Origin of the sequence: Flavobacterium sp. 28YEA47A (assembly GCF_041262125.1) — a bacterium.
In the GTDB taxonomy this organism is placed as follows: domain Bacteria; phylum Bacteroidota; class Bacteroidia; order Flavobacteriales; family Flavobacteriaceae; genus Flavobacterium.
Genome location: NZ_JBGCCI010000009.1, coordinates 112,327 through 132,827 on the forward strand (window position 1 = coordinate 112,327; position 20,501 = coordinate 132,827).

The 20,501-nt window shown below is 31.5% G+C and carries 20 protein-coding genes; 3 read left to right on the forward strand and 17 right to left on the reverse strand.

Annotation, left to right across the window (positions count from 1 at the left end; all coding sequences use genetic code 11):
- Nucleotides 1-87 precede the first annotated feature (87 nt).
- The gene (locus tag ABH942_RS13765) at nt 88-1,404 is read left to right on the forward strand and encodes a phenylacetate--CoA ligase family protein (RefSeq protein ID WP_370032910.1); all 1,317 of its coding nucleotides are present in this window, start codon (nt 88-90) and stop codon (nt 1,402-1,404) included.
- On the opposite strand, the gene ABH942_RS13770 is transcribed toward ABH942_RS13765, so the two are convergent.
- The 16 genes from ABH942_RS13770 to ABH942_RS13845 form a co-directional block, all read right to left on the reverse strand.
- Entirely contained in the window at nt 1,390-2,166 is a 777-nt protein-coding gene (locus ABH942_RS13770; RefSeq protein ID WP_370032912.1) for a glycosyltransferase family 2 protein, read from the reverse strand. The genes ABH942_RS13765 and ABH942_RS13770 overlap by 15 nt on opposite strands.
- Before the next feature lie 2 nt (nt 2,167-2,168).
- Entirely contained in the window at nt 2,169-3,521 is a 1,353-nt protein-coding gene (locus ABH942_RS13775; protein ID WP_370032914.1) for an exopolysaccharide biosynthesis polyprenyl glycosylphosphotransferase, read from the reverse strand.
- The gene (locus ABH942_RS13780; RefSeq protein ID WP_370032916.1) at nt 3,522-4,505 is read right to left on the reverse strand and encodes a UDP-glucuronic acid decarboxylase family protein; all 984 of its coding nucleotides are present in this window, start codon (nt 4,503-4,505) and stop codon (nt 3,522-3,524) included.
- 201 nt (nt 4,506-4,706) lie between these two features.
- The gene (locus ABH942_RS13785) at nt 4,707-5,831 is read right to left on the reverse strand and encodes a glycosyltransferase (RefSeq protein WP_370032918.1); all 1,125 of its coding nucleotides are present in this window, start codon (nt 5,829-5,831) and stop codon (nt 4,707-4,709) included.
- A complete protein-coding gene (locus tag ABH942_RS13790; protein WP_370032920.1) occupies nt 5,828-7,015 on the reverse strand; it encodes an O-antigen ligase family protein in 1,188 nt (395 codons plus the stop codon). The genes ABH942_RS13785 and ABH942_RS13790 overlap by 4 nt, the downstream gene beginning before the upstream one ends.
- 34 nt (nt 7,016-7,049) lie before the next feature.
- Entirely contained in the window at nt 7,050-7,772 is a 723-nt protein-coding gene (locus ABH942_RS13795) for a class I SAM-dependent methyltransferase (RefSeq protein WP_370032922.1), read from the reverse strand.
- Nucleotides 7,756-8,568, reverse strand: coding sequence for a glycosyltransferase (locus ABH942_RS13800; RefSeq protein WP_370032924.1), 813 nt, complete (start codon nt 8,566-8,568; stop codon nt 7,756-7,758). The genes ABH942_RS13795 and ABH942_RS13800 overlap by 17 nt, the downstream gene beginning before the upstream one ends.
- On the reverse strand, nt 8,561-9,505 hold the full coding sequence (locus ABH942_RS13805; RefSeq protein ID WP_370032926.1) for an O-antigen ligase family protein: 945 nt from the start codon (nt 9,503-9,505) through the stop codon (nt 8,561-8,563). The genes ABH942_RS13800 and ABH942_RS13805 overlap by 8 nt, the downstream gene beginning before the upstream one ends.
- Nucleotides 9,506-9,914: 409 nt before the next feature.
- Nucleotides 9,915-11,006, reverse strand: a complete 1,092-nt coding sequence (locus tag ABH942_RS13810) for a glycosyltransferase family 2 protein (protein ID WP_370032928.1) — start codon at nt 11,004-11,006, stop codon at nt 9,915-9,917.
- A 2-nt stretch (nt 11,007-11,008) separates the two neighbouring features.
- Complete coding sequence (locus ABH942_RS13815; RefSeq protein WP_370032930.1) at nt 11,009-12,265, reverse strand: flippase; 1,257 nt, start codon at nt 12,263-12,265, stop codon at nt 11,009-11,011.
- 95 nt (nt 12,266-12,360) lie between these two features.
- The gene (locus tag ABH942_RS13820; protein ID WP_370032932.1) at nt 12,361-12,897 is read right to left on the reverse strand and encodes a hypothetical protein; all 537 of its coding nucleotides are present in this window, start codon (nt 12,895-12,897) and stop codon (nt 12,361-12,363) included.
- A 219-nt stretch (nt 12,898-13,116) separates the two neighbouring features.
- Nucleotides 13,117-14,103, reverse strand: coding sequence for a hypothetical protein (locus ABH942_RS13825; protein ID WP_370032934.1), 987 nt, complete (start codon nt 14,101-14,103; stop codon nt 13,117-13,119).
- 2 nt (nt 14,104-14,105) lie between these two features.
- A complete protein-coding gene (locus ABH942_RS13830) occupies nt 14,106-15,803 on the reverse strand; it encodes a hypothetical protein (protein ID WP_370032935.1) in 1,698 nt (565 codons plus the stop codon).
- 63 nt (nt 15,804-15,866) lie between these two features.
- Nucleotides 15,867-16,745 (reverse strand): carboxypeptidase-like regulatory domain-containing protein, encoded by an 879-nt coding sequence (locus ABH942_RS13835; protein ID WP_370032937.1) that lies wholly within the window; start codon nt 16,743-16,745, stop codon nt 15,867-15,869.
- A gap of 1 nt (nt 16,746) precedes the next feature.
- Entirely contained in the window at nt 16,747-18,228 is a 1,482-nt protein-coding gene (locus ABH942_RS13840; RefSeq protein ID WP_370032939.1) for a GH3 auxin-responsive promoter family protein, read from the reverse strand.
- A gap of 50 nt (nt 18,229-18,278) precedes the next feature.
- Nucleotides 18,279-19,148 carry a M23 family metallopeptidase gene (locus tag ABH942_RS13845; RefSeq protein ID WP_370032941.1) on the reverse strand — a complete coding sequence of 290 codons (870 nt, stop codon included), beginning with the start codon at nt 19,146-19,148 and terminating at the stop codon, nt 18,279-18,281.
- Between the two features lie 235 nt (nt 19,149-19,383).
- On the opposite strand from ABH942_RS13845, the gene ABH942_RS13850 reads away from it, so the two are divergent.
- The gene (locus ABH942_RS13850) at nt 19,384-19,563 is read left to right on the forward strand and encodes a twin-arginine translocase TatA/TatE family subunit (RefSeq protein WP_056067112.1); all 180 of its coding nucleotides are present in this window, start codon (nt 19,384-19,386) and stop codon (nt 19,561-19,563) included.
- A 172-nt stretch (nt 19,564-19,735) separates the two neighbouring features.
- Nucleotides 19,736-20,110, forward strand: a complete 375-nt coding sequence (locus ABH942_RS13855; RefSeq protein ID WP_370032944.1) for a MauE/DoxX family redox-associated membrane protein — start codon at nt 19,736-19,738, stop codon at nt 20,108-20,110.
- 36 nt (nt 20,111-20,146) lie between these two features.
- Here ABH942_RS13855 and ABH942_RS13860 read toward each other — a convergent pair whose 3' ends face one another.
- Nucleotides 20,147-20,461 (reverse strand): helix-turn-helix domain-containing protein, encoded by a 315-nt coding sequence (locus ABH942_RS13860; RefSeq protein WP_370032946.1) that lies wholly within the window; start codon nt 20,459-20,461, stop codon nt 20,147-20,149.
- Nucleotides 20,462-20,501: the final 40 nt, after the last annotated feature.

A 20,501-nucleotide genomic window follows, 5' to 3' on the forward strand; every position in this document is an offset into this window, starting at 1 on the left:
TGTGTTGTTGTTTAATTAAGTGCCAAAATTAATTGCTTTTGAAGATAAAAAATAATTAATTTACTAAAAACTATCAACTTTCAGGCTGTGTTTAAACTTTTTGACTTTTCCTTAAAAATTAGCGGCTTTCCTATAGATGAAGCCCGACTGGAATTTGACAATATCCTTGAAATTCCAGAAGCAAGTTATGAAAGTTACATCCTTGGAAAAAGAAAACAGATTGTTGATTTTCATTTGAAAAACAATCCTTTTTACAGCCAATTGGCCTCTGGAAAGACTTCTGACCAATGGGATACTTTGCCTGTCCTGACTAAAAAGGAACTGCAACAGCCTTTAAATTTGAGACTTTCTCAAGGTTTTACAGCTAAAAATGTATTTGTAAACAAGACTTCCGGTTCCAGCGGCGACCCGTTTATTTTTGCAAAAGACAATTATTCCCATGCCATGACCTGGGCTTCTAATATGTACCGTTTCGGATGGTATGGAATTGATTTTAACAGCTCTTATCAGGCGCGATTCTACGGCATTCCGTTGGATTTTATTGGAAATAAAAAAGAACGCCTGAAAGATTTTCTAAGCCATCGGTTCCGTTTCCCGATTTTTGATTTATCCGATCCGATTCTGGAAAAATTCTTAGACCATTTTAAACGCAAAAAATTTGATTATATCAACGGTTACACCAGCTCTATTGTCTTATTTGCCAAATATCTGGAGCGGAAAAATATAGTCCTAAAAAACATCTGTCCTACGCTAAAAGTTTGTCTTGTCACATCGGAAATGCTTTTTGAAAAAGACAAGATCTTAATGGAAAAACAGTTTGGAGTGCCTGTTGTTAATGAGTATGGCGCTTCAGAATTGGATCTGATTGCTTTTGAAAATCAAAAAGGAGAATGGCAGGTCAATTCGGAAACTCTATTTGTTGAAATTTTGGACGATGCCGGACAGCCCGTTCCGTATGGTACGCAAGGTCGGGTTGTGATTACTTCGCTCTACAACAAAGCACATCCTTTTATTCGGTATGACATTGGCGATATGGGAATACTTGATCCAAAAAGCACATTCAAAAAACCCATCTTAAAGCAATTAACCGGAAGAACGAACGATGTAGCCGTGCTACCAAGCGGTAAAAAATCACCGGGACTGACTTTTTATTATGTTACAAAAAGCATTATTGAAGACGATGGAAACGTGAAGGAGTTTATAATAAGGCAGACCAAAATCGATTCTTTCGAAATAGAATATGTAAGTGAAGTTGAACTGACGTTAGAACAGATTGCTAAAATTGAAGATGCTATTTCGCTGTATTTAGAACCAAACTTAAAATTCAAATTCATCCGAAAAACTTCTTTAGCCCGTACTAACCGTGGTAAATTGAAACAATTCCAATCCTTAATCAGTTCTTGATTTTTTCACATATTTGGGCTTGATGAAAAAATGGGTAAATAAAAACCCAATCATGCATGTTATTGCCCCAATAATACTCTTGTGATGGAAATCTCTATAAACCTTATAATTATGCCTTAAAAGCTCTGTTTTGGACGCTGAGATGGAATTTTCACGAACTCTGTAAATTGCCAGGCTTTCCAGAATAGGTTCTGCCGTTTTTATTTTTTTGAGTATCATGAGCCACATCATCCAATCCTGGCGTTTTCGTGCTGAAGAAATGGCTATTTTTCCAAAAAAATTAGCATCATAAATTCCTGTCAGATTTCCCACCCAATTGCTCCAAAACAACTGTTGATAGGTAAGTGTTTTAGGAGCCTGGATAATTTTCCCCAAGGCTTTCCCTTCTTCATCAATACATTCATAATAAGAAAAAGTAAAAGGCTGGTTTTTAGAAACCATAAACTCTACTTGTTTTTGAAGTTTTTCTGGTTTCCATAAATCATCCGAATCCAGAAAAGCAATGTACCTGCCTTTTGCAAGAGAAATTGCCTTATTTCTGGCAATACCTGTTCCTGAATTCTGATCCAATTGATGTAATTGGATTCGGTTGTCGTGAAGAAATTCTTGTATTATGGAAATCGTCTTGTCTGTAGAACCGTCATCAACGATGATCATTTCCCAGTTCTGATAGGTTTGGTTTTTAACCGATTGTATTGTATCTGAAATAAATTTTTCTGAATTGAAAGAAGGTGTAATAATGGAAACCAGATGCGCTTCCATTGCTAGTAGGCTTTTTCTTCTCCCTTGATAGCGTTGATTACCGTGAGGAAAATGATTTTGATGTCTAACAACAGCGACCAGTTCTCAAGATAAAAAATGTCAAATTTTACACGATAGATAATGTCCTTATCACTTTCAACTTCGCCTCGAAATCCTTTAGTTTGTGCCAAACCGGTAATGCCCGGCTTAATAAAATGGCGCACCATAAACTTATCAATCCTTCTGGCATACATTTCTGTATGGCTCACCATGTGTGGTCTTGGTCCTACAACAGACATATCTCCTAATAGCACGTTGAAGAATTGAGGTAATTCGTCAATACTTGTTTTTCTTATGAATTTACCAACCTTTGTAATTCTAGGGTCATTCTTGGAAACCTGATATAAATCTGCTATTTCATTCAATCGCATCGAACGGAATTTATAGCAATAGAATTCTTTATAATTCAATCCATTTCTTTTCTGCTTGAAGAAAACGCTTCCTTTAGATTCCATCTTTATGAGTACTGTAAGTATTGGAATCAGCCAAGAAAGAATTCCGATGATAATTATCAATGAAAAAACTATATCAAATATTCGTTTTATTATTTTATTGGCCATTTCATCCAGTGGAATATTCCTCAAAGAGATTATCGGAATATAGTCATAATAGTCAAAAATCAGATTTCTGGCTAGGATTTCTTTATTATCTGGAAGGAATTTTAATATTTTTAGATTATTATCAGTAAAGTCAATGAATTTATTTACGTCACTGTTTGATAAATCTGACAGTGAGCAGTAGATTTCATCAATCTTATTTTCTAAGACAAAATCAAAACATTCGTCTATTTGTTCTTTTTTGTTTGGAAATAATGTAAATACTTTTTCCAGTTTATATCCATAGTCTGGATTTTCATTAAAGAACTCTCCTAATTGGGTTACACTTTTTCCGTTTCCAACAATAACTACTCTTCTGAAATTACCGCCAAAAACAACTCTAAATCTTCGCAATGAAAAATAAATGAAAAATTTGGCAAGACTCACTAAAATAAGAGAGAAAGTAACAAATTCAATCATTTTCGAGGGTTCCGAAAATTTGAGGTAAAACCCAATAAATGCAAAATTGATTAAAAGGAAGAATAAATACTGCTTGAGAATATTGCTGAAAATCTCAATAACTTTCGTGTAACGATATACTTCATAAAAACCAATATTCCAAGCAATAATAAGCCAGGAAATAGAGATAAAAAAATGATATCCTATTAGGTTTAACGTTTCAGGTAATAGAAAGTTAGCTAAGATATTGATGATTATCAAATCCAGCACATATGAAAATGGCCGTATATAGCCAGAGTATCTTCCCGTTTTTTTGCGCACTTAAAAAATATATTTTGAAAAATCCTTATGCTCTTCCTTCAACAATTCTTCTGATGATAAAGATTTAAAATATTCATAGGTTATTCTCATTCCTTCCGATCTGGATACTTTAGGCTCCCAACCCAAAAGTTCTTTTGCTTTTGTAATATCCGGCTGTCTCTGTAACGGATCATTTATAGGCAAAGGACGGTATACTACCTTTTGATTTGTTCCGGTTAAACTGATAATTTCTTCGGCAAAGTCCTTAATCGTTATTTCATCCGGATTTCCAATATTCACAGGATATATATAATCGGAATGAAGCAATCTGTAAATTCCTTCAACCTGATCATCTACATAACAGAAAGATCTAGTTTGCATTCCATCGCCAAATATAGTCAAATCTTCACCTCGGAGTGCCTGGCCAATAAACGCCGGAATTACCCTACCATCATTTAGTCGCATTCTTGGTCCATAGGTATTGAAAATCCTAACGATTCGGGTTTCAACACCATGAAACGTATGATATGCCATAGTAATGGATTCCTGAAAGCGTTTTGCCTCATCATAAACACCTCTTGGCCCTATCGTATTTACGTTGCCATAATATTCTTCGGTCTGTGGATGAACCAATGGATCTCCATAGACTTCAGACGTCGATGCAATTAAAATTCTTGATTTTTTTACTCTTGCCAATCCTAGAAGATTGTGAGTTCCTAAAGATCCTACCTTTAATGTCTGAATAGGAATTTTGAGATAGTCAATTGGACTTGCAGGAGATGCAAAATGTAATATATAGTCTAATTTGCCTGGTATATGGACAAATTTGGTTATATCATGATGATAAAATTCGAAGTTTTCAAGTTTGAATAAATGTTCAATATTCTTTAAATCACCCGTAATAAGATTGTCCATTCCAATTACAAAATAACCTTCTTTTAAGAAACGATCGCATAAATGGGACCCTAAGAACCCTGCCGCTCCGGTTATTAATACTCTTTTCATGTCAGATTAATCTTTTAATTGTGAAATTTTCATGGAAAAACTGCTTGATTTAACCACAAAAATAAATGTTCCCAAAAATAGGATTATCATTTACAACAAAAAACTATAATCGTTAATATTTAAAAAAAAATAATTTATTCGATAAAAAACAAAAACTTGGAAAGTAAGTTTATTTTGACACTTTTTATATCTAAAAAACAGTTATATATTTGATTTATAGATGTTTTCTAGTTTTTTTATATTATTAAGAATATTGAAATTTTCAGTAAAATATTTTTTAGCATTTTGAGAAAATTTTAAATACAGTTCCCCATTATTTAAAGTTTCAATAATTTTTCTGGAAAAACTTTCTGCATGACTGTCTTTAATCACAAATCCATTAAAGCCATTTATGATTAAATCTCTGTTTCCATCACAATCACTAACAACACAGGGTTTGGATAATGCTAAACTTTCAATGATAGAATAAGGCAAACCTTCATAACGTGCTGTAGAGATATATAATTTAGAATCATTTATTATTCTAAAAATATCTTGTCGGTCTGTCCAATCTAACAAAGTAATGTTTGATTTTAAATCTAGCTTAATTATTAAATCATTTATTGAATCTAATTGAGGTGAATGATATCCTACACCCATTAAAACCAAATGGATGTTCTTTTGGTGTTTCTTAATCTCAAAAATAATTTGAATCATCAGTTCTATATTTTTTTGAAATGAAGGCCTACCTACAGTACATATATAATCGTCTGGCCAAGTTTTTTCAATTGTAAGCTCTGATAATTGATCTATTGGTAGAATAGAATTATTAAATAAAATTGTTTTTTTTTCTACATATCCTACCTCTTTGATAGCTCTGTCCTTTTCAGAGTTCGAAGATGCTAATAATATAGAATTTCCATTTGCAAATAATTTTTCAATTGCAATATAAACTCTTCTTTTCAAGAAGTTTTCTGTACTTAAATAGGAATAGGCCTGAGGCGTATGTAAAACTTTAATCCCCAACAATCTGCCTACCATTCGCCCTACTATACCTCCTTTTGCACTATGAGAATGTATGAGGTCCGGCTTTTCTTTTTTTATAATCTTATAGGCTTGTATAATTGATTTTAAATCATTTACAAAAGATATATCTCTATTGATTGGTAGTCTATAGCTCTTTAATTTTTGATTATTTTTATCGAGAAATATATTGTCAGTATCTTTTTGTCCATGGATAATTACATTTTCAAATTCTGTATTATCAATATTAGATAGAATGAGACGTAAAGAGACATCAACTCCTCCAACTGAATGTAATACATGAACTATTTTATTCCTTTTCATTTACTTTGTTTTTTTAATAAAAAAAGAGCGGCAAAGATAGCAAAGATGTAACATCCAAATTGTCTGGAAAGAACATTTTCAAAGAGAAAGAAAAATAAGAAGCTTATTAATATCGCTGCAGCAAAAAAGTTATGTCTATGTAAGTAGATAGACAAAAAGTAAAATGATACTAATGCTAAAAAACCAATTATCCCCGAACTAAGGAAAAAAGCTATAAATTGATTGTGCGTATTAAATTTTCTTTCTAAAAACCATCCCTTCCTTGATTCATTGCTTATTTTTTGAGAATAGCAATTAATTAATCCGGCACTAATTTCATTTTCGCTTTTAAATCCCACTATAGGATTAAATCCTTCCTGCTTGGTTAAATCATAGGCACATGGCCAAATTACATATCTAGGTTCGAAAATCGCAATTTTTGAAAGTGTGCCTTCTATGTCTTTGTTTATATGAAATCGCTCTAAGATGTTTTTATTAAGGGATACAATGGTTAGTATTATTAAAAAGCAAGAACCTATAAATGTTAATTTATAGAGTTTAGAAATTTTTAAATAGAAAAAAATATAGAGAAAGAATAAAAATAACAGGGTTATAAAAGAGTTTCTCGCCGCTATTAGTATTATAAAAAAAATAGACATTATACTAAAGAATATAAACAGGCCTTTATTCTTGTCGTTATTTCTTATTTTCTCTAATGAAAGTATTAATCCCATTAAAGACATAAAACCGGCATAAGGCCTTTCCAGAACTAAAAGTTCATTTACAAGCAGTCCATCTCCGAGTGGGAAATTATTAAAAATAATATAGTGCTTCGTTATTTTGAAAATTGAAACTACTATCATTAACTGTATGCTAATTATAAGAGCCGTTTTAATTTTCTCTAAGTCCTTAATTTTTAAAAAAAGTATGGGGATTACCAGAACAAATAGATATCTGCTAAGAATCTTTTGGTCAATTATTAAACTGTTGTTTATAAGCGCCTTAACAAAAATAAAAAAGAATATAAAATAAAGAATATAAAAGGGACCCGTCTTTAGTCTGTCAAAATTAATTTTTTTTATATCGATGATAAAAGAAAAAACCAGTAATCCTAAAACAATACTTGGAAAGGCTAATGAAAAAGGCAAAAGAAGCAGCATGCCTATAAATAAATAATCATAGCTATTTTCAATAATCTTCTTCATTTTTTAATTATAAATTTTTATCCATTTTGTACAATTACTTCTTCCTGATAACAAAAACATTATTAAAATAAACACTTTTGTCTCCAGGAAGTAAAAATCCAAAAATTGAACCAAATATATTGAAGTAAATTATGAAAGGAATTAGCAATATTTGTTTTAAAATTTTATTAGCAGGTAATAATGTTTTTACATAGTTAATGCTAAACTGTGCTATAACTTTTATATTATTTCCTGTTTTATGATGAGAAACTATTTCAAAGCCATATTTTTCATATAAATATACCAAAGCCGGTGTTGTGTAACGACCAAAATCATGTGGCATTTCATGTTCTTCCCACATAAAGGGTGTGGTAATTAATGCTGTTCCATTTTGTTTTATAACTCTTTGAAACTCAGATAGTAATTCTTCTATATTAAAAACATGTTCTAAAACCTCAGTACAAAGCATGGTATCAAAGTAATTATCCTCAAAAGGTATCTTTTTTCCATCATAAAAGAAATCTACCGTATTTTGACGATGTTCCCATCCTTCAATTTTTAAATCAATTCCTATGTATCTTGAAACGTTAGCAAAATATTTTTGATAAGGCTTTGTTCCGCACCCAAAATCTAATAATATTCCCTTAGCATTTAGAGCATTTTTCTTTATCTGACTATTTAATTCCTTTCTTATTAAATAGTTATTGTTTATACAAAAGCCTAAAAATTTAGGTTCAAATTTTTCCTTTTGTATACTTTTTTTAATGAAGTCTATCATTTCGTTTTTTTACTTTTTTCATTGCTGCAATCCATTTATTAGGGGCAATACATATAATGATATTTCTAAAGAGCCCATATAAAGGATAGTAACCAAAATAAAAATTATCTTTTATTACATTTAATCGGCTTCTAATTTGTTGATTCCTCTTAGATAATGAAATACCGTTGGGATTAATTTCAACATTTACCAAACATTCTTCCAGATTTTCTGTAATAAAGTGTTTGACCACTTTCATTGCAAATGCAAAATCTTCAGCTGATTTATAATTTGTAGGGTAATATCCTACCGTTTTTATAATTTCATTATCAAACATAAATGTCGGATGAACAAATACAGCATTCAAATATATGCGTTTTTTTATCTCGGAATGTTTTAATGGGAAATTATATCTGAATAAAAAATTCCCTTCCATATCAAAAGCATTAGCATTTGCTCCTATAAACTTTATACTCTTATTATCTTCTAAGAATTTATGTTGTATTTCAAATCTTTTTCCTACACAAACATCACCAACATCCAGCCTTGCCGTAAATTGATAATTATTCTTCAGAATATAATCTAAACCATGATTTAAAGCGTGTTCTATGCCTTTATTCTCTGGCAAATAGAGAAATTTTATTGTACCGTTTGCTTTAAATGCTTTGATTAAAACATCTTCATCTATTTTTTCTATAATGCTTCCATCATCCACAATAACAATATCTATAAATTCCGAAGAATCAATTGAATTTATGGAAGTCACTAATCCTCTAAAATTATTATAATGAGGGATTAATAGTGCAACTTTATTCATACGCATTTTGCTGCTTATTTGTCAAGACTGTTAAGATTGCCAAATATAACCAAAGTCCATACAATCTGAAAGTGTCTATTTGAAGTAAATTTATAAACAGGCCAGATAATCCAACTAATAAAATTATTGCCAGCACCTGTTTTTCATCGCTCTTATTTTTTATAAGGAATCTGATTTTTTTAATACTGAAATAAATCAGAAATATAAAAATTGAAATACCAACCAATCCTAATTCAGATAAAATCCGGGTATACATATTGTAACTAGGTGGAAAAGCTTTGACAGCAGGATTTTTATAGGCCTCATCAAATTCATAATTATTCTTCACCGCCCATGCCGGATAATGAAAGCGACTGTAATATGTTTGCTGGCCATAACCTACTCCAATAATTGGGTGTTCTAAGAAAACCTGAAGTGCTGCATATTGCATTCCAAAACGGGATTGATTCGATATGCTTTTTGTCAGGTTGCTTTTAAAATCAAGTGAATCTATCTTTTCTTCAAAAGCATTAATTATCTTATTCCCATTAAATATAAAAACACATACCACTAAAAACGAAAAAGCAATAGTCGCTCTGATAGTATTCTTAATTATTTTTTCTTTTGATACTGTTGTCAAGAAAAAAATAATAACCTGTATAAATATCACAATCAATGCTGTCCTTGAACCGGAATAAAAAGTAAGAACGAGTATAAGTATTGTAGGGAGGTATTTCAAAATGCCTTTATTAGTTAACATGTAGCTGAACATCCAACCTGATATGGTTATTAAATAAACTGCAAAAAATGGAGGCTCATCGGCAATTGAGGAAATCCTGTCTCCTATAAGTCTTTTTTCAAAAAAAGGAAAATAATCCAAGACATAAAAAGCATAACGAGCTAATGAAACACCATAATAGCCGGCTAATATTTCAAAAAAGCCAACTATTGAAGCCATGCATAAGGAGTATAAAAAAACGGTTCTTATTTTATAAAGTATTTCTTTTATTTCCATTTTTATTAAAACGTTATAATAAAAAAGAAAAAAAACAATACCAGATAGCAGTAATGATACGTATTGGCGTATAAATCTATTAATTCCTGTCGTATGCTTAAAATAACTGTTTTCAACATTTTGAAAATTTAGTAATGTTGAAAGAAAACACCAGCCTAAAAAGACCAAGATTATTTTAAAAACGGAGTTGTATAAGGGTAATGATATTTTTTTTTGAAAGAAAAGTAAAATAAAACCTAATAGAAAAAAATAAGCTCCAGATTCATTTTTGAATTCACCTAATGCTTTAATCCCTTCAAAAGAGTTAAATGGGAAAAAAAATAGGCCGAGAAAAAAAAGAAGATGGTACGGTTTATTTAATGAAAACATTTACTTTTTGATTTAAAGATCTGAATATTTCAGAGAGTTTAGGAGTATATATCTTATTTAACAGGAAACCTAAAATATAAGCTGTCGTAATTAATTTATTTCTTATTATAAACATCATTATGATTTCTAATAACCCCTTATTTTTTAAGAGTTCTTGTTTATATTCTTTTGAAGAAAAAACCACATCGTTATTTAAAATAATTCTTTTATACAGAAGATTTCTCTCTTTATTAGTGATCTGATCGTCTACTGCACTTTTAAATAAATAATATAAAGATAGATTTACAAGTTTAATTGCTTGAAATTTCTTTACTTCTTGATAAGGCATCGTAATATTTGTAAGACTCTTAATATCAAGATTATAGTTTTCAATTATTTTTTCAAAAAAAGAATTTTCGGCTATTTTTCTAGATGCACTACCAACAGTTTCTCTGTAAAAATAACCACAATAATCTACAAAAAAAAGTGACTTTGCTTGACTAATTACCTGGATATTAAATAAAATGTCTTCCTCAAGAGAAAATTTCTTCAAAAAAAGGAAATTGTTTTCTTGTAGAAATTTTCTTCGATAAATCTTATTCCAAACCGCAGGCAATACTATATCCTCATTTGTGATTAAGCTCGGAATAATATTTTTATTGATTAATACATTATCGTACAAGAAGTCATACTCAAAAAGAGTTTTTTTCTTTACATACTTACCATCTCTCCCTAAATAATAATCCACAACAACTACATCTGCATTTTTCTTTATTGCTCCGTTATATAGGACTTCAAACATATCATCTGATACGAAGTCATCAGAATCAATAAAGCCAATATATTTTCCTTTTGCTGCTTCTATTCCTGTATTTCTTGCAACACTAACACCGCTGTTTTTTTGATTTATAAGAATAATTCTTTCATCTTCCGTCTGATATTTTTGAATTAATTCAACGCTTTTATCATTAGAACCGTCATTTACAAAAATAAACTCACAGTTAGTGAGAGTTTGCTTGGTAAGCGACTTAATACATTCTTCAATATATTTTTCCCCATTATATACAGGGATTATAATACTTAATTTTAATTCCATAATTACTTCGTCCTAATAATTTTCATAGAATAATAAAACATTCCGGAAGCTACTAAAATCTGTGCAAATGTTGAAGCTATTGCTGTACCTATGAAGTCAAAATAAAACGTCAAAATACATGTCAATAATAAGCTAATACAACCAGAATAAAAAAATACTTTAAGAAATTCTTTGTCTTTTCCATTATTTAACAAAACCAGCTTCCCAAAAACCTGATCTAAAAAGGATAATAAAGGAAATAAAATCATTATTCTAAAAATTAAAACGGCATTTTCATTAAAGTTCTCTGCGTAAATCAAATTAATAATATAGTCTGAAAAAAGAAAACACAAGATGATAAAAAAGAAAATAAGACTGCTTCCTATATTAACAACTTTGTTAATTATTTTCATCGCATTTATTTTATCATTGACCATTTCCTTTGAGATAAAAGGATAGAGTGTATTGATAACCGGAGCATTTAGATTACTAATAGCTCTGATAACTTTTTCAATTGAAGAATAATATCCAACAGAGCTATTTCCCGCAATAAATCCAATAATTAAAAGGTTTGTATTAGACAGTAATGTCATTTGCAATTCTGACAAAAAAATATGCTTCCCATTTTTCAATTGATTGTTAATCTTGTCAAAGCTTTGAAATATAAATCTTATATGGAATTTTTTGGCTACTATTATTAAAGATAAAATACCTGAAAAAATAAAGCCACAAGAAGTAAATACAGGGACTAACCAATATTGGTTTTCATGTTTTACAAAAACAAAAATCGCTAAAGTAAAAAGAGTTTTAAATATTACATTAATATAAGTTATGTATTTCATTTGCTGTAGCCCTTGAAATAACCATATTGGAGAAATGGCCATCCCTACAACTACACCATAACTATAAAAATATAAATCAAAATGTTTTCGTAAAATTGGAAAGGAAAAAACAAGTATACTCAAAACAATAATTCCTATTCCTAGAAGGAAGAACTTTGCCGATAGCACCTCATTAAATAGTTGTTCTACCTTTTTTTTATCATATGAAGCAACAGAAATATCCCGAGTTGCCGTCGAATTAAAGCCATACTCTGTTACAATTTGAAAGTATAATACAACAGCATTGATAAAGGCTAAAATTCCATATTTTTCTACTCCAATAACTTTTAATAAATAAGGAATAGTTAATAACGGTAAAATTAAATTCAGTCCCTGTAAAACAGATAATGATATAAAATTTGAAAAAAGAGTTTTTACTTTTTGGGATTTAAACATCATTTAATTTAATTTAACGTTTCCAAAACTTTATCCCCATAAACATAAAAAGGCTATCCACTCGAATAACCTTTTTATGTTTACAATAAAATAATGTGCTATTGAGCCACCTTTATTAATTCAGCTAACAAAGGCTCCTTAGATTGAAAGTAAGGATCATATTCTCCTTTATCATTTTTCTTAAATGAATATTGTTTTGTAGCCGGATCATAAACGATAAATTCGTTAGTTGCGAAATAATCATTTACTTTATCTTGGTCAATTATAAACTTTTTACCTTTGTATGAAATAGTTATTTTCTTTATTTCTATCGGTGCTAAACCTTTAAAATCATTACGTCCGATATCAAATCTTAAATCTGTACCAATAACTCCTTCAGGTAAATTGAATGTGGCGGTTTGTACAGAATCACTTCCCTTTACACCTAACCAAACTGCATGATCTTCATCGAACCATTGATTAGTACCATCTTTATAAAGCAAAATCATTTCATCATCTGCTTTAATAATTAAGTCAATAGCAACATCAAATGTCTCAACTTTTGGTTCTTCAACTACAACAGGTTTCTTTTCTTCATTTTTACATGAAGCAAATAGTGCTAAAAATAAACTAGCGATAATGATTTTTGTTTTCATTTGTATATTTTTTAAAGCGCAAAAATATATATATATTTATTAATTTAAATAGTTTAAATAAATTATTTTCAGATGTTTTTGTCATTATTTAATCAAACATATTAAAAATACCTTTTCGGCATATCACTAATGCAGTCTCTTAGTATTCATATTTTTAATAATGTAAAATCTCTCTTTCCTTTTAAGTTATTTCCAAAAATATAATTATGCTACCTCGAACTAAATAGTATCTTTCATTTTTGCCATTTGAGATTTATAAAATCCTCTTATTAATACGATTCCAAAGAAAATAGATAAAAACACAATTGGAAAAATAAATTTCAGTTTTCCATTAAGAGATTGGTTGTTTTTAATGTTTATAACCTCACTGCTTTCTTTTACAATTTTATCAGAAAAGACTAACTCTAGCATTCTATTTCCTTGATCAAGAACAAGCTCATTTTTAGTCTTTAAAACATCATTTAATTGTGTGTTTTCATTATAATAAACTAAATTACCACTTTTTGAATTTCCTTTTGAAGCTGTTGAAAAATCTGCCAACAAATTATCTATTTGATTTATTGTTACTTTATTCGATTCTATCTTTGATCGAATGTTTTCTAGAATAGTGGTTTGAATTTTTGTATATAATTCACTCTTATTCAAATAATCAAGTATCGGTTCTATAATCTCACTACGGCTAATTTCCTTATTGGTTGTTAATATGATTTTATGATTAGCATAATTTTTACTTGTTGTTTCATCATTCATAATCTTGTTTAAATCACTACTTTCAGCCATAAGCCTTACTAATTCGAGGTTTTGTTCTTTCGAATTAACAAATTCATATATATCTGATATAGGTTCTATTTCAATTTTTGATAACATTGCCGACTTTTTAATGCCGATTTGATTTAGAAATTCAAAATCTCCTTCTTTTATTTTTGAGTTAATTAAATTTACTTTAGCATATGTATAATCAGTACTACCAAAATTTGGCTTAACAATTACTTCATGGTTGTAGACAGTTGTGTTTCTGTCTAAATAAAATCCTAAGCCAACCCCTAAAATAAAGAGAACAATCAGGATAACTATATTTCTTTTTAAAAATAGAAGTCCTCTAAATATCCAACTTAAAAAATTCTCGTATGCATGGCTTAATTTTCTAGAAACTTGTGCCAAGTCAATTTCTTGATTGTCCGGATTGGTTGGTGAGTTTGAACTCATGGTTAGTTTGTTTTTATGTTAAAAATTTGTTCTAGTATTTTAATCGTGATAAGATATGTTGGTTTTACTCCTGTAGTTCCCAGACCTCCGGAAGCTAATGTACTACCCGTTTCTAAAGGGTTATCAGACGCATAGTATGCATATCTGACCTGAACGTCAGGGTTGATACTTTTTCTGATTTTTGAAGCCGACTGTATAGCTTTCTGATAGTAAGCTCCTTCCATTTCCAGACCAATTACGCCCCATGTTGATTCGTGGAAAAACTTTAATAAGTCTTTATTTTGTAGCGAAGTTCCCAAAACAGAAACCATAGGTCCTGCATATACCGGAATTCCATTTCCTTCAAACATTTCAGCTGTCAATTGGTTTTCAAAAGGATAGTTATCACCCGTTCCTTCGTTGATATGGGCAGATGGAATCATGATATCTCCTTTTCCACCTTCCAAAATTCCGGCTTTCCCCATAATAGAAACTGATTCTACATTCAGGAAATATTTGTTTTTGCCGTCTTTGTACGGTTTTAAAAGCTCATCTATCGTTTCATAGGCTTGCTCACCAAAAGCATAATCCATTACGATAATAACCGGTGCATGTTCTCCAATTTTCGCTTTTGGGAAAGCTGATTTTGCCCACTCGATTTTAGCCGTATCAAAAATCTGCACATCGATATTGGTACCTGAAGTATCCGGCAATGAAATCATGCCGTATTTTAACGCAAATTCTTCAACTTTGTTTCGCAGGTCGTTTGCACCTGGTTTACTTAGTTCTTCATATACGAAGAAATCTGTTTTATCTTTAAATTTTGTCTTAAGCGTATGTGTTGCAAAAATAGAATTCATAACGCTATGCATATTCGCACTGATAATATGAATAGGTCTGTCCAACAATTCATTTTGCTTCAGAACTTCTTTTATATTATTGGCCCAAATTTCTCCGTGGATATGGTGTCCTAAACGCTCTCTAAGTATCGGACTGAAAGTTATGGTTCTCTTATTGTTGAATATTACCTCTTCAATAGCCAGTTTTCCTAACCAGTAAATTACATGAAGGAAACGGTCCGGTTTTTCTTCCGTTCCAAAGGCTTCATAAATATCAAGTATTTCCTCAAAAGAACGACCCAGAATAATAGAAGCATGTGATATCGCTATTTCCTTTTCAATCAGGGTGAGTTTTTTATTCTGGACAACAATCTGTTCTAGTTTTTCCCAATCACGGGTCATTTCCTTGGTGTTTTCATCCAATAGGACCCTATCCTTGATTTTATGCGATTCGATAAAAATAAAGGTAAGATGCGTCAGGATATCATAAATATCAGAACGTCCTCTTGTGATTTCAACATTCATTTGTTCGCTATCAATTCTATAGCAATTTCTCTTTCTTTTTGGTGGAACAATCGCCTTGAAATGCGATTTTGAATAGCCTTCATCCGAAGTAAGGTTGATAAAACGGCATTCTTCAATTCCTACGGGAAGTCTTTCAATTACGTACAAAAGTCCGCTCAATTCTACTTTTTCTTCTGCAATTGTTCCGTAGATTTCCGGTCTTAATTGCAACAATGCTTCTCTTAACGTATCACCCGAAACACCCATTGGCTTATAGAATCCTCTATTAAACAAATGGCGCATAGTGATGTACAGCTTTTCAATAGCCGCAGAAGACTCCTGGGCTCTTGATCGTGATATATTTTTAGTTTCTTTCATTTCTATTTATTTTCTAACCTGCAAATGTAGGTTTTTTATTTTTTATTGGTAAACTTGCTTTTGTCAATTGGTAAGTATTAGTGTTACCGATGGTTCGTAAACTGTTTTAGAACCCGAAAACGGATTTATTTCTTCTTTTGTGCGTTTTAGCCATCTTCCGCCAGAAAAGCTAAACAAAAAATCTCTTTCTACTGCATTATAAAGTACCAGAGGTGCATAAGTCGTCTGGATTTTCGTAATGTTCGTATTAAAATCTGTAATTGTTTTTTCTACTTTATTTTTTTTGATTAGCAATTTTTCAAAAACCACAAAAATCCCTTTTTTTGGCATTTCTAAATTAAAATCTGATAGGTCGATTTCACTTCTGGTAACGCCTTTTTTGATCGTAACGATATAATCTTTTGTCAACAATTCATTACCTGGAAAACCATTTTCGTCAACATCATAAAGATGCAGTTTGATTGTAGCATCATCAATCTTGCTATCCGTCAAAATGATTGCCTTTTGAATCCAGCGTGTTTTTTTATATTCCGGATAATAGGGGAAAAATTTGGCGTCCATCCTTGGCCCGTTGTCAAAAGCTTCGGCAATTGCATTTTTGGTCTTCCCTATTTCAAGCTGTCTTTTTTCTTTTTTATTGTTGATGGTAATTTCATCCAAATCATAAGCCAAAGGCGAGAGATTGACCAATTGCGATTCAGAAACCTTGCTTATTTTCTTTTTATAGCCCAAGGCAGAAAAAATCAGGTTTTTATTCTTGTCGTTTGTTGCAATATGAAACTCTCCATTTTCTTCGGAAGTGGTTCCGATATTTTCATTTTCAACCCAAATACTTACATAAGCAATAGGACTTCCGGTCAGGCTATCCTTTACAACGCCTTTGGTTTGTGCCGCAGCATTTACTGCAAAAAACAAAAAGAATATCGCCAGTTTTTTCATCATACTATTTTAACTTATCGGCAATGGTTCTGTCATTGCTCAACCTCGGAATTTTATTCTGTCCGCCCAGTTTTCCTATGGATTTCATGTATTCCTGAAAACCGTTTTTTGAAATTTTAGTTACGACCAGCTTTCGCAATACGTTGCCTGCAATCAGATCGTCATAATACACATTCTGTTTTCTCATGGCATCGTCTATCCGAAGTGAAAAAGCGGCCAAGTTTTCCGGTTCATTTTCGAACTCAATAAACCATTCATGATAAGGCAATCCTTCTTTTGGCGTAATCTGAGGCGCTACAGTAAATTCATTCACGCGTATCGTCGTATTTTCCATCGCTTCCTTGAGCGCTTCTTCTACCTCTTTTCCTATGACGTGTTCCCCAAAAGCAGAAATATAATGCTTGATTCTTCCAGAAACGATAATACGATAGGGCTTTAATGAAGTAAACTGAACCGTATCGCCAATATTATAACTCCAAAGTCCTGCATTTGTAGAAATAATCAACACATAATTGACTCCCATTTCCACTTCTCCAATGGTATATCTTTTAGGATTTTCTGTAAAAAATTCGTCTGCTTTTACAAACTCATAAAAAATTCCGGCATCCAAAAGCAATAACATTCCCTTTTCTTTTTGAGAATCCTGATACGCGAAAAAACCTTCAGAAGCAGGAAAAAGTTCAATGCTATCCACTTTTCTTCCAATCAGGTTTTCAAACTTGGCACGGTAGGGCTCATAATTGACTCCGCCGTATATAAAAAGATTAAAATTCTTAAAGATTTCACCAACAGGCCTGTCTCCTTTTTGCTTTAGCTTTTCAAAATACATCTGCACCCATGACGGAATCCCGGAAATTACCGTCATATCCTTATCAAATGTTTCTTCAACAATGGCATCGACTTTGGTTTCCCAATCTTCTATACAGTTGGTTTCCCAACTTGGCATTCTGTTTTTTTGAAGGTATTTTGGAACAAAATGAGCTACAATTCCTGACAAACGTCCTAATTTGATTCCGTTTTTTTCTTCTAAAATCGGGCTTCCCTGCAAAAAAATCATTTTTCCGGAAACAAATGAAGCATTTCCGGTTTCGTGGATATAGTGCAGGATGGCGTTTCGTGCCGCCTGGATATGAAACGGCATGGACTCTTTTGTCAGCGGTATATATTTAGCACCAGAAGTTGTTCCCGAAGTTTTTGCAAAATAAATCGGTTTCCCTTTCCATAAAACATTTTCTTCTCCCTTTTTTACTTTTTCAACATAGGATTTTAACCCTTCATAGTCACGTATCGGGACATTTTTTGCAAAATCTGAAAATGACTTTATCTCACTAAAATTATGATCTTGACCAAATTGGGTGTCTTTTGCCTGTTGAATCAAATCTTTGAAAACCCGTTCCTGGGTTTCAACAGGATTATTGGCCCATTTTTGAGTTTTGTCATAAATTTTTTTGGCAAATTTTTTAGCAAAAAAGGCTTTTATTGACATTTTTAAAATTTCTATTTTTTAGTAATAACTTAGGGAATAATAATTTCTAGTTATTCAAATTCTATAAAGTTCGTCGGATCAATGGCAAATCCATCTTTCCATAATTCAAAATGCAAGTGAACACCTGTCGATTCCTGACCTGTCGATCCTGCCATAGCTATTACTTCACCTGTTCTGACAACATCTCCTTGTGCTTTGGTAAGCGATGCCGCGTGTTTATAAACCGACATAATTCCATCTCCATGTCTGATAATTATTACATAACCCGTACTCGGAGTCCAATCAGCAAAAATTACAGTTCCATTCGCCACTGATTTTATAGGTGTGTTTTTCGGAACGGCAATATCAACCGCAAAATGTTTGTTTTTAGGATCATACTTATCTGTTATGTGTCCTGTCACCGGTGGAAAAAGTACCAGATTTACTTTAGTCTGGGCCTTGTCAAAAAGATTGTATTTGTCTTCCTGGGCCACTTTTTCTCTTAAGATAGAATCTTGTTTTGATGGCTTGAAATTAATCTCCGAAACGTCGGTCTGTTCTGCTGCCATAATAGAATCTTTGTTCAGTTTGGCTACTTCAACATCACCAGCAAGCACTTTTTTAATTGATTCAATATAAGCATTATTCATTTTGATAGCTTTTTCCAAAGAATCAGATTTCAAAGCCAGCTCCGTGGCTTCCCTTTTTAATTTGGTGGAAGCATAACCCGGAATATATTCCCGCAATGGAGTAAATGCTATGATATAAGTAGTAATTGCAATCAGGAAAATAGCTCCACCTGTCAGCACTACAAATACATTCATGAGATTCAGTTTCAAGGAGAAAATTTCTTCAAAAGTTTCTTCATTCAAAATAACCAGTCGGTTTTTTGTGAAGAGTTTTTTCTTTAAAATCTGTCTTTTGAGCCTCTTACCTGACATTTCATTTTTGTATTTTACAAATATAATAATTTGGAAGTCTTGCCAATGTTTTTCTGCAATTACTAAGCTGTTAAATCAGTTCTAAAAAGACGAGCTTATTGATTAGGAAGGCTTTCCAAGTTAAAAAGGCTTTTTTAACTTATAATTATTTGTTATATAAAGAAAGTGGTATGATTTTTCTTTTTACATTTGCATAATATTTACAAATGCTTGCCAAAGCATAAACTTTTTAATCATGGGAAAATTAGGTTTAACGGAAATTCTTGTAATCGTTGCGATTATCTTACTGCTTTTTGGAGGTAAAAAAATTCCAGAATTGATGAAAGGATTGGGTTCGGGTATAAAAGAATTCAAAAATGCTGCTAAGGATGATCAACCGGCCGCATCTAAAAAAGAAGAAGATACAAAAATTTAAGACCGCTTTTTAAACAAGCTGTTTTATTGAAGCCTCAAGGATTATGAAATCCTTGAGGCTTTTATTTTTTAATCAACAAGCTATATTTTTACTTAATTTTTTATTATTTTAAAATTTAAACGCTTAATTTTTTAATTTAGCTATAACAAAATAACTTAAAAAATAATAAAACATGAAAATAATCAAAACCATTCTTTGTGTTCTTTTTGGGCTGATGTTTATCAATGCCGGCCTGGATAAATTTTTTCATTATATGCCTATGCCCGAGGCAACGCCAGAACAATTGAAACTTTACGAAGCTATAGGAACCCTTGTATGGCTGATGCCTTTGGTTGCTACAATTGAATTGCTGGGAGGATTATTATTTATTTTCCCTAAAACGAGGGCTCTTGGTGCTATCGTTATTCTTCCGGTAATTGTTGGAATTATATTACATAATGCGGTATTCATGCCTTCCGGACTTTCCATAGCCGGAGTACTCTTCCTTATCAATATCTGGATGATTGCTGACAATTGGGACAAATACAAACCTATGTTCACCGAATAAATAAAAAAAGCCTCCAGATTATCCTGGAGGCTTTTTTTATTCCTGACTGCTTTTTAAAACTTCATATAGTTCTTTAATTTTAGAAACTGGCAATTCATTTAACAACTTATGGATTTCTCCTATAGTATCACCTTTCGAAATGGAATAAAGCGCGTGGTCATGGGGAAGTTGTTGATGATTCTCTGGGATAAAATCAAACAGATCGTTTGGTGTGCAGTTAAAATCTATACAGAATTTTTCTAATTTTCTAAATGGAATTGACAGTAACTTATCGTTTACTGCTCCATTGGCATAACTTCCGGAATGGCCTTTTTCAATAAGATATTTTACTGGTTTAGTAATCCCTTTCATCTTAAAAATCGGCTTTAAATTTAGTTTTATCATTTGGCTT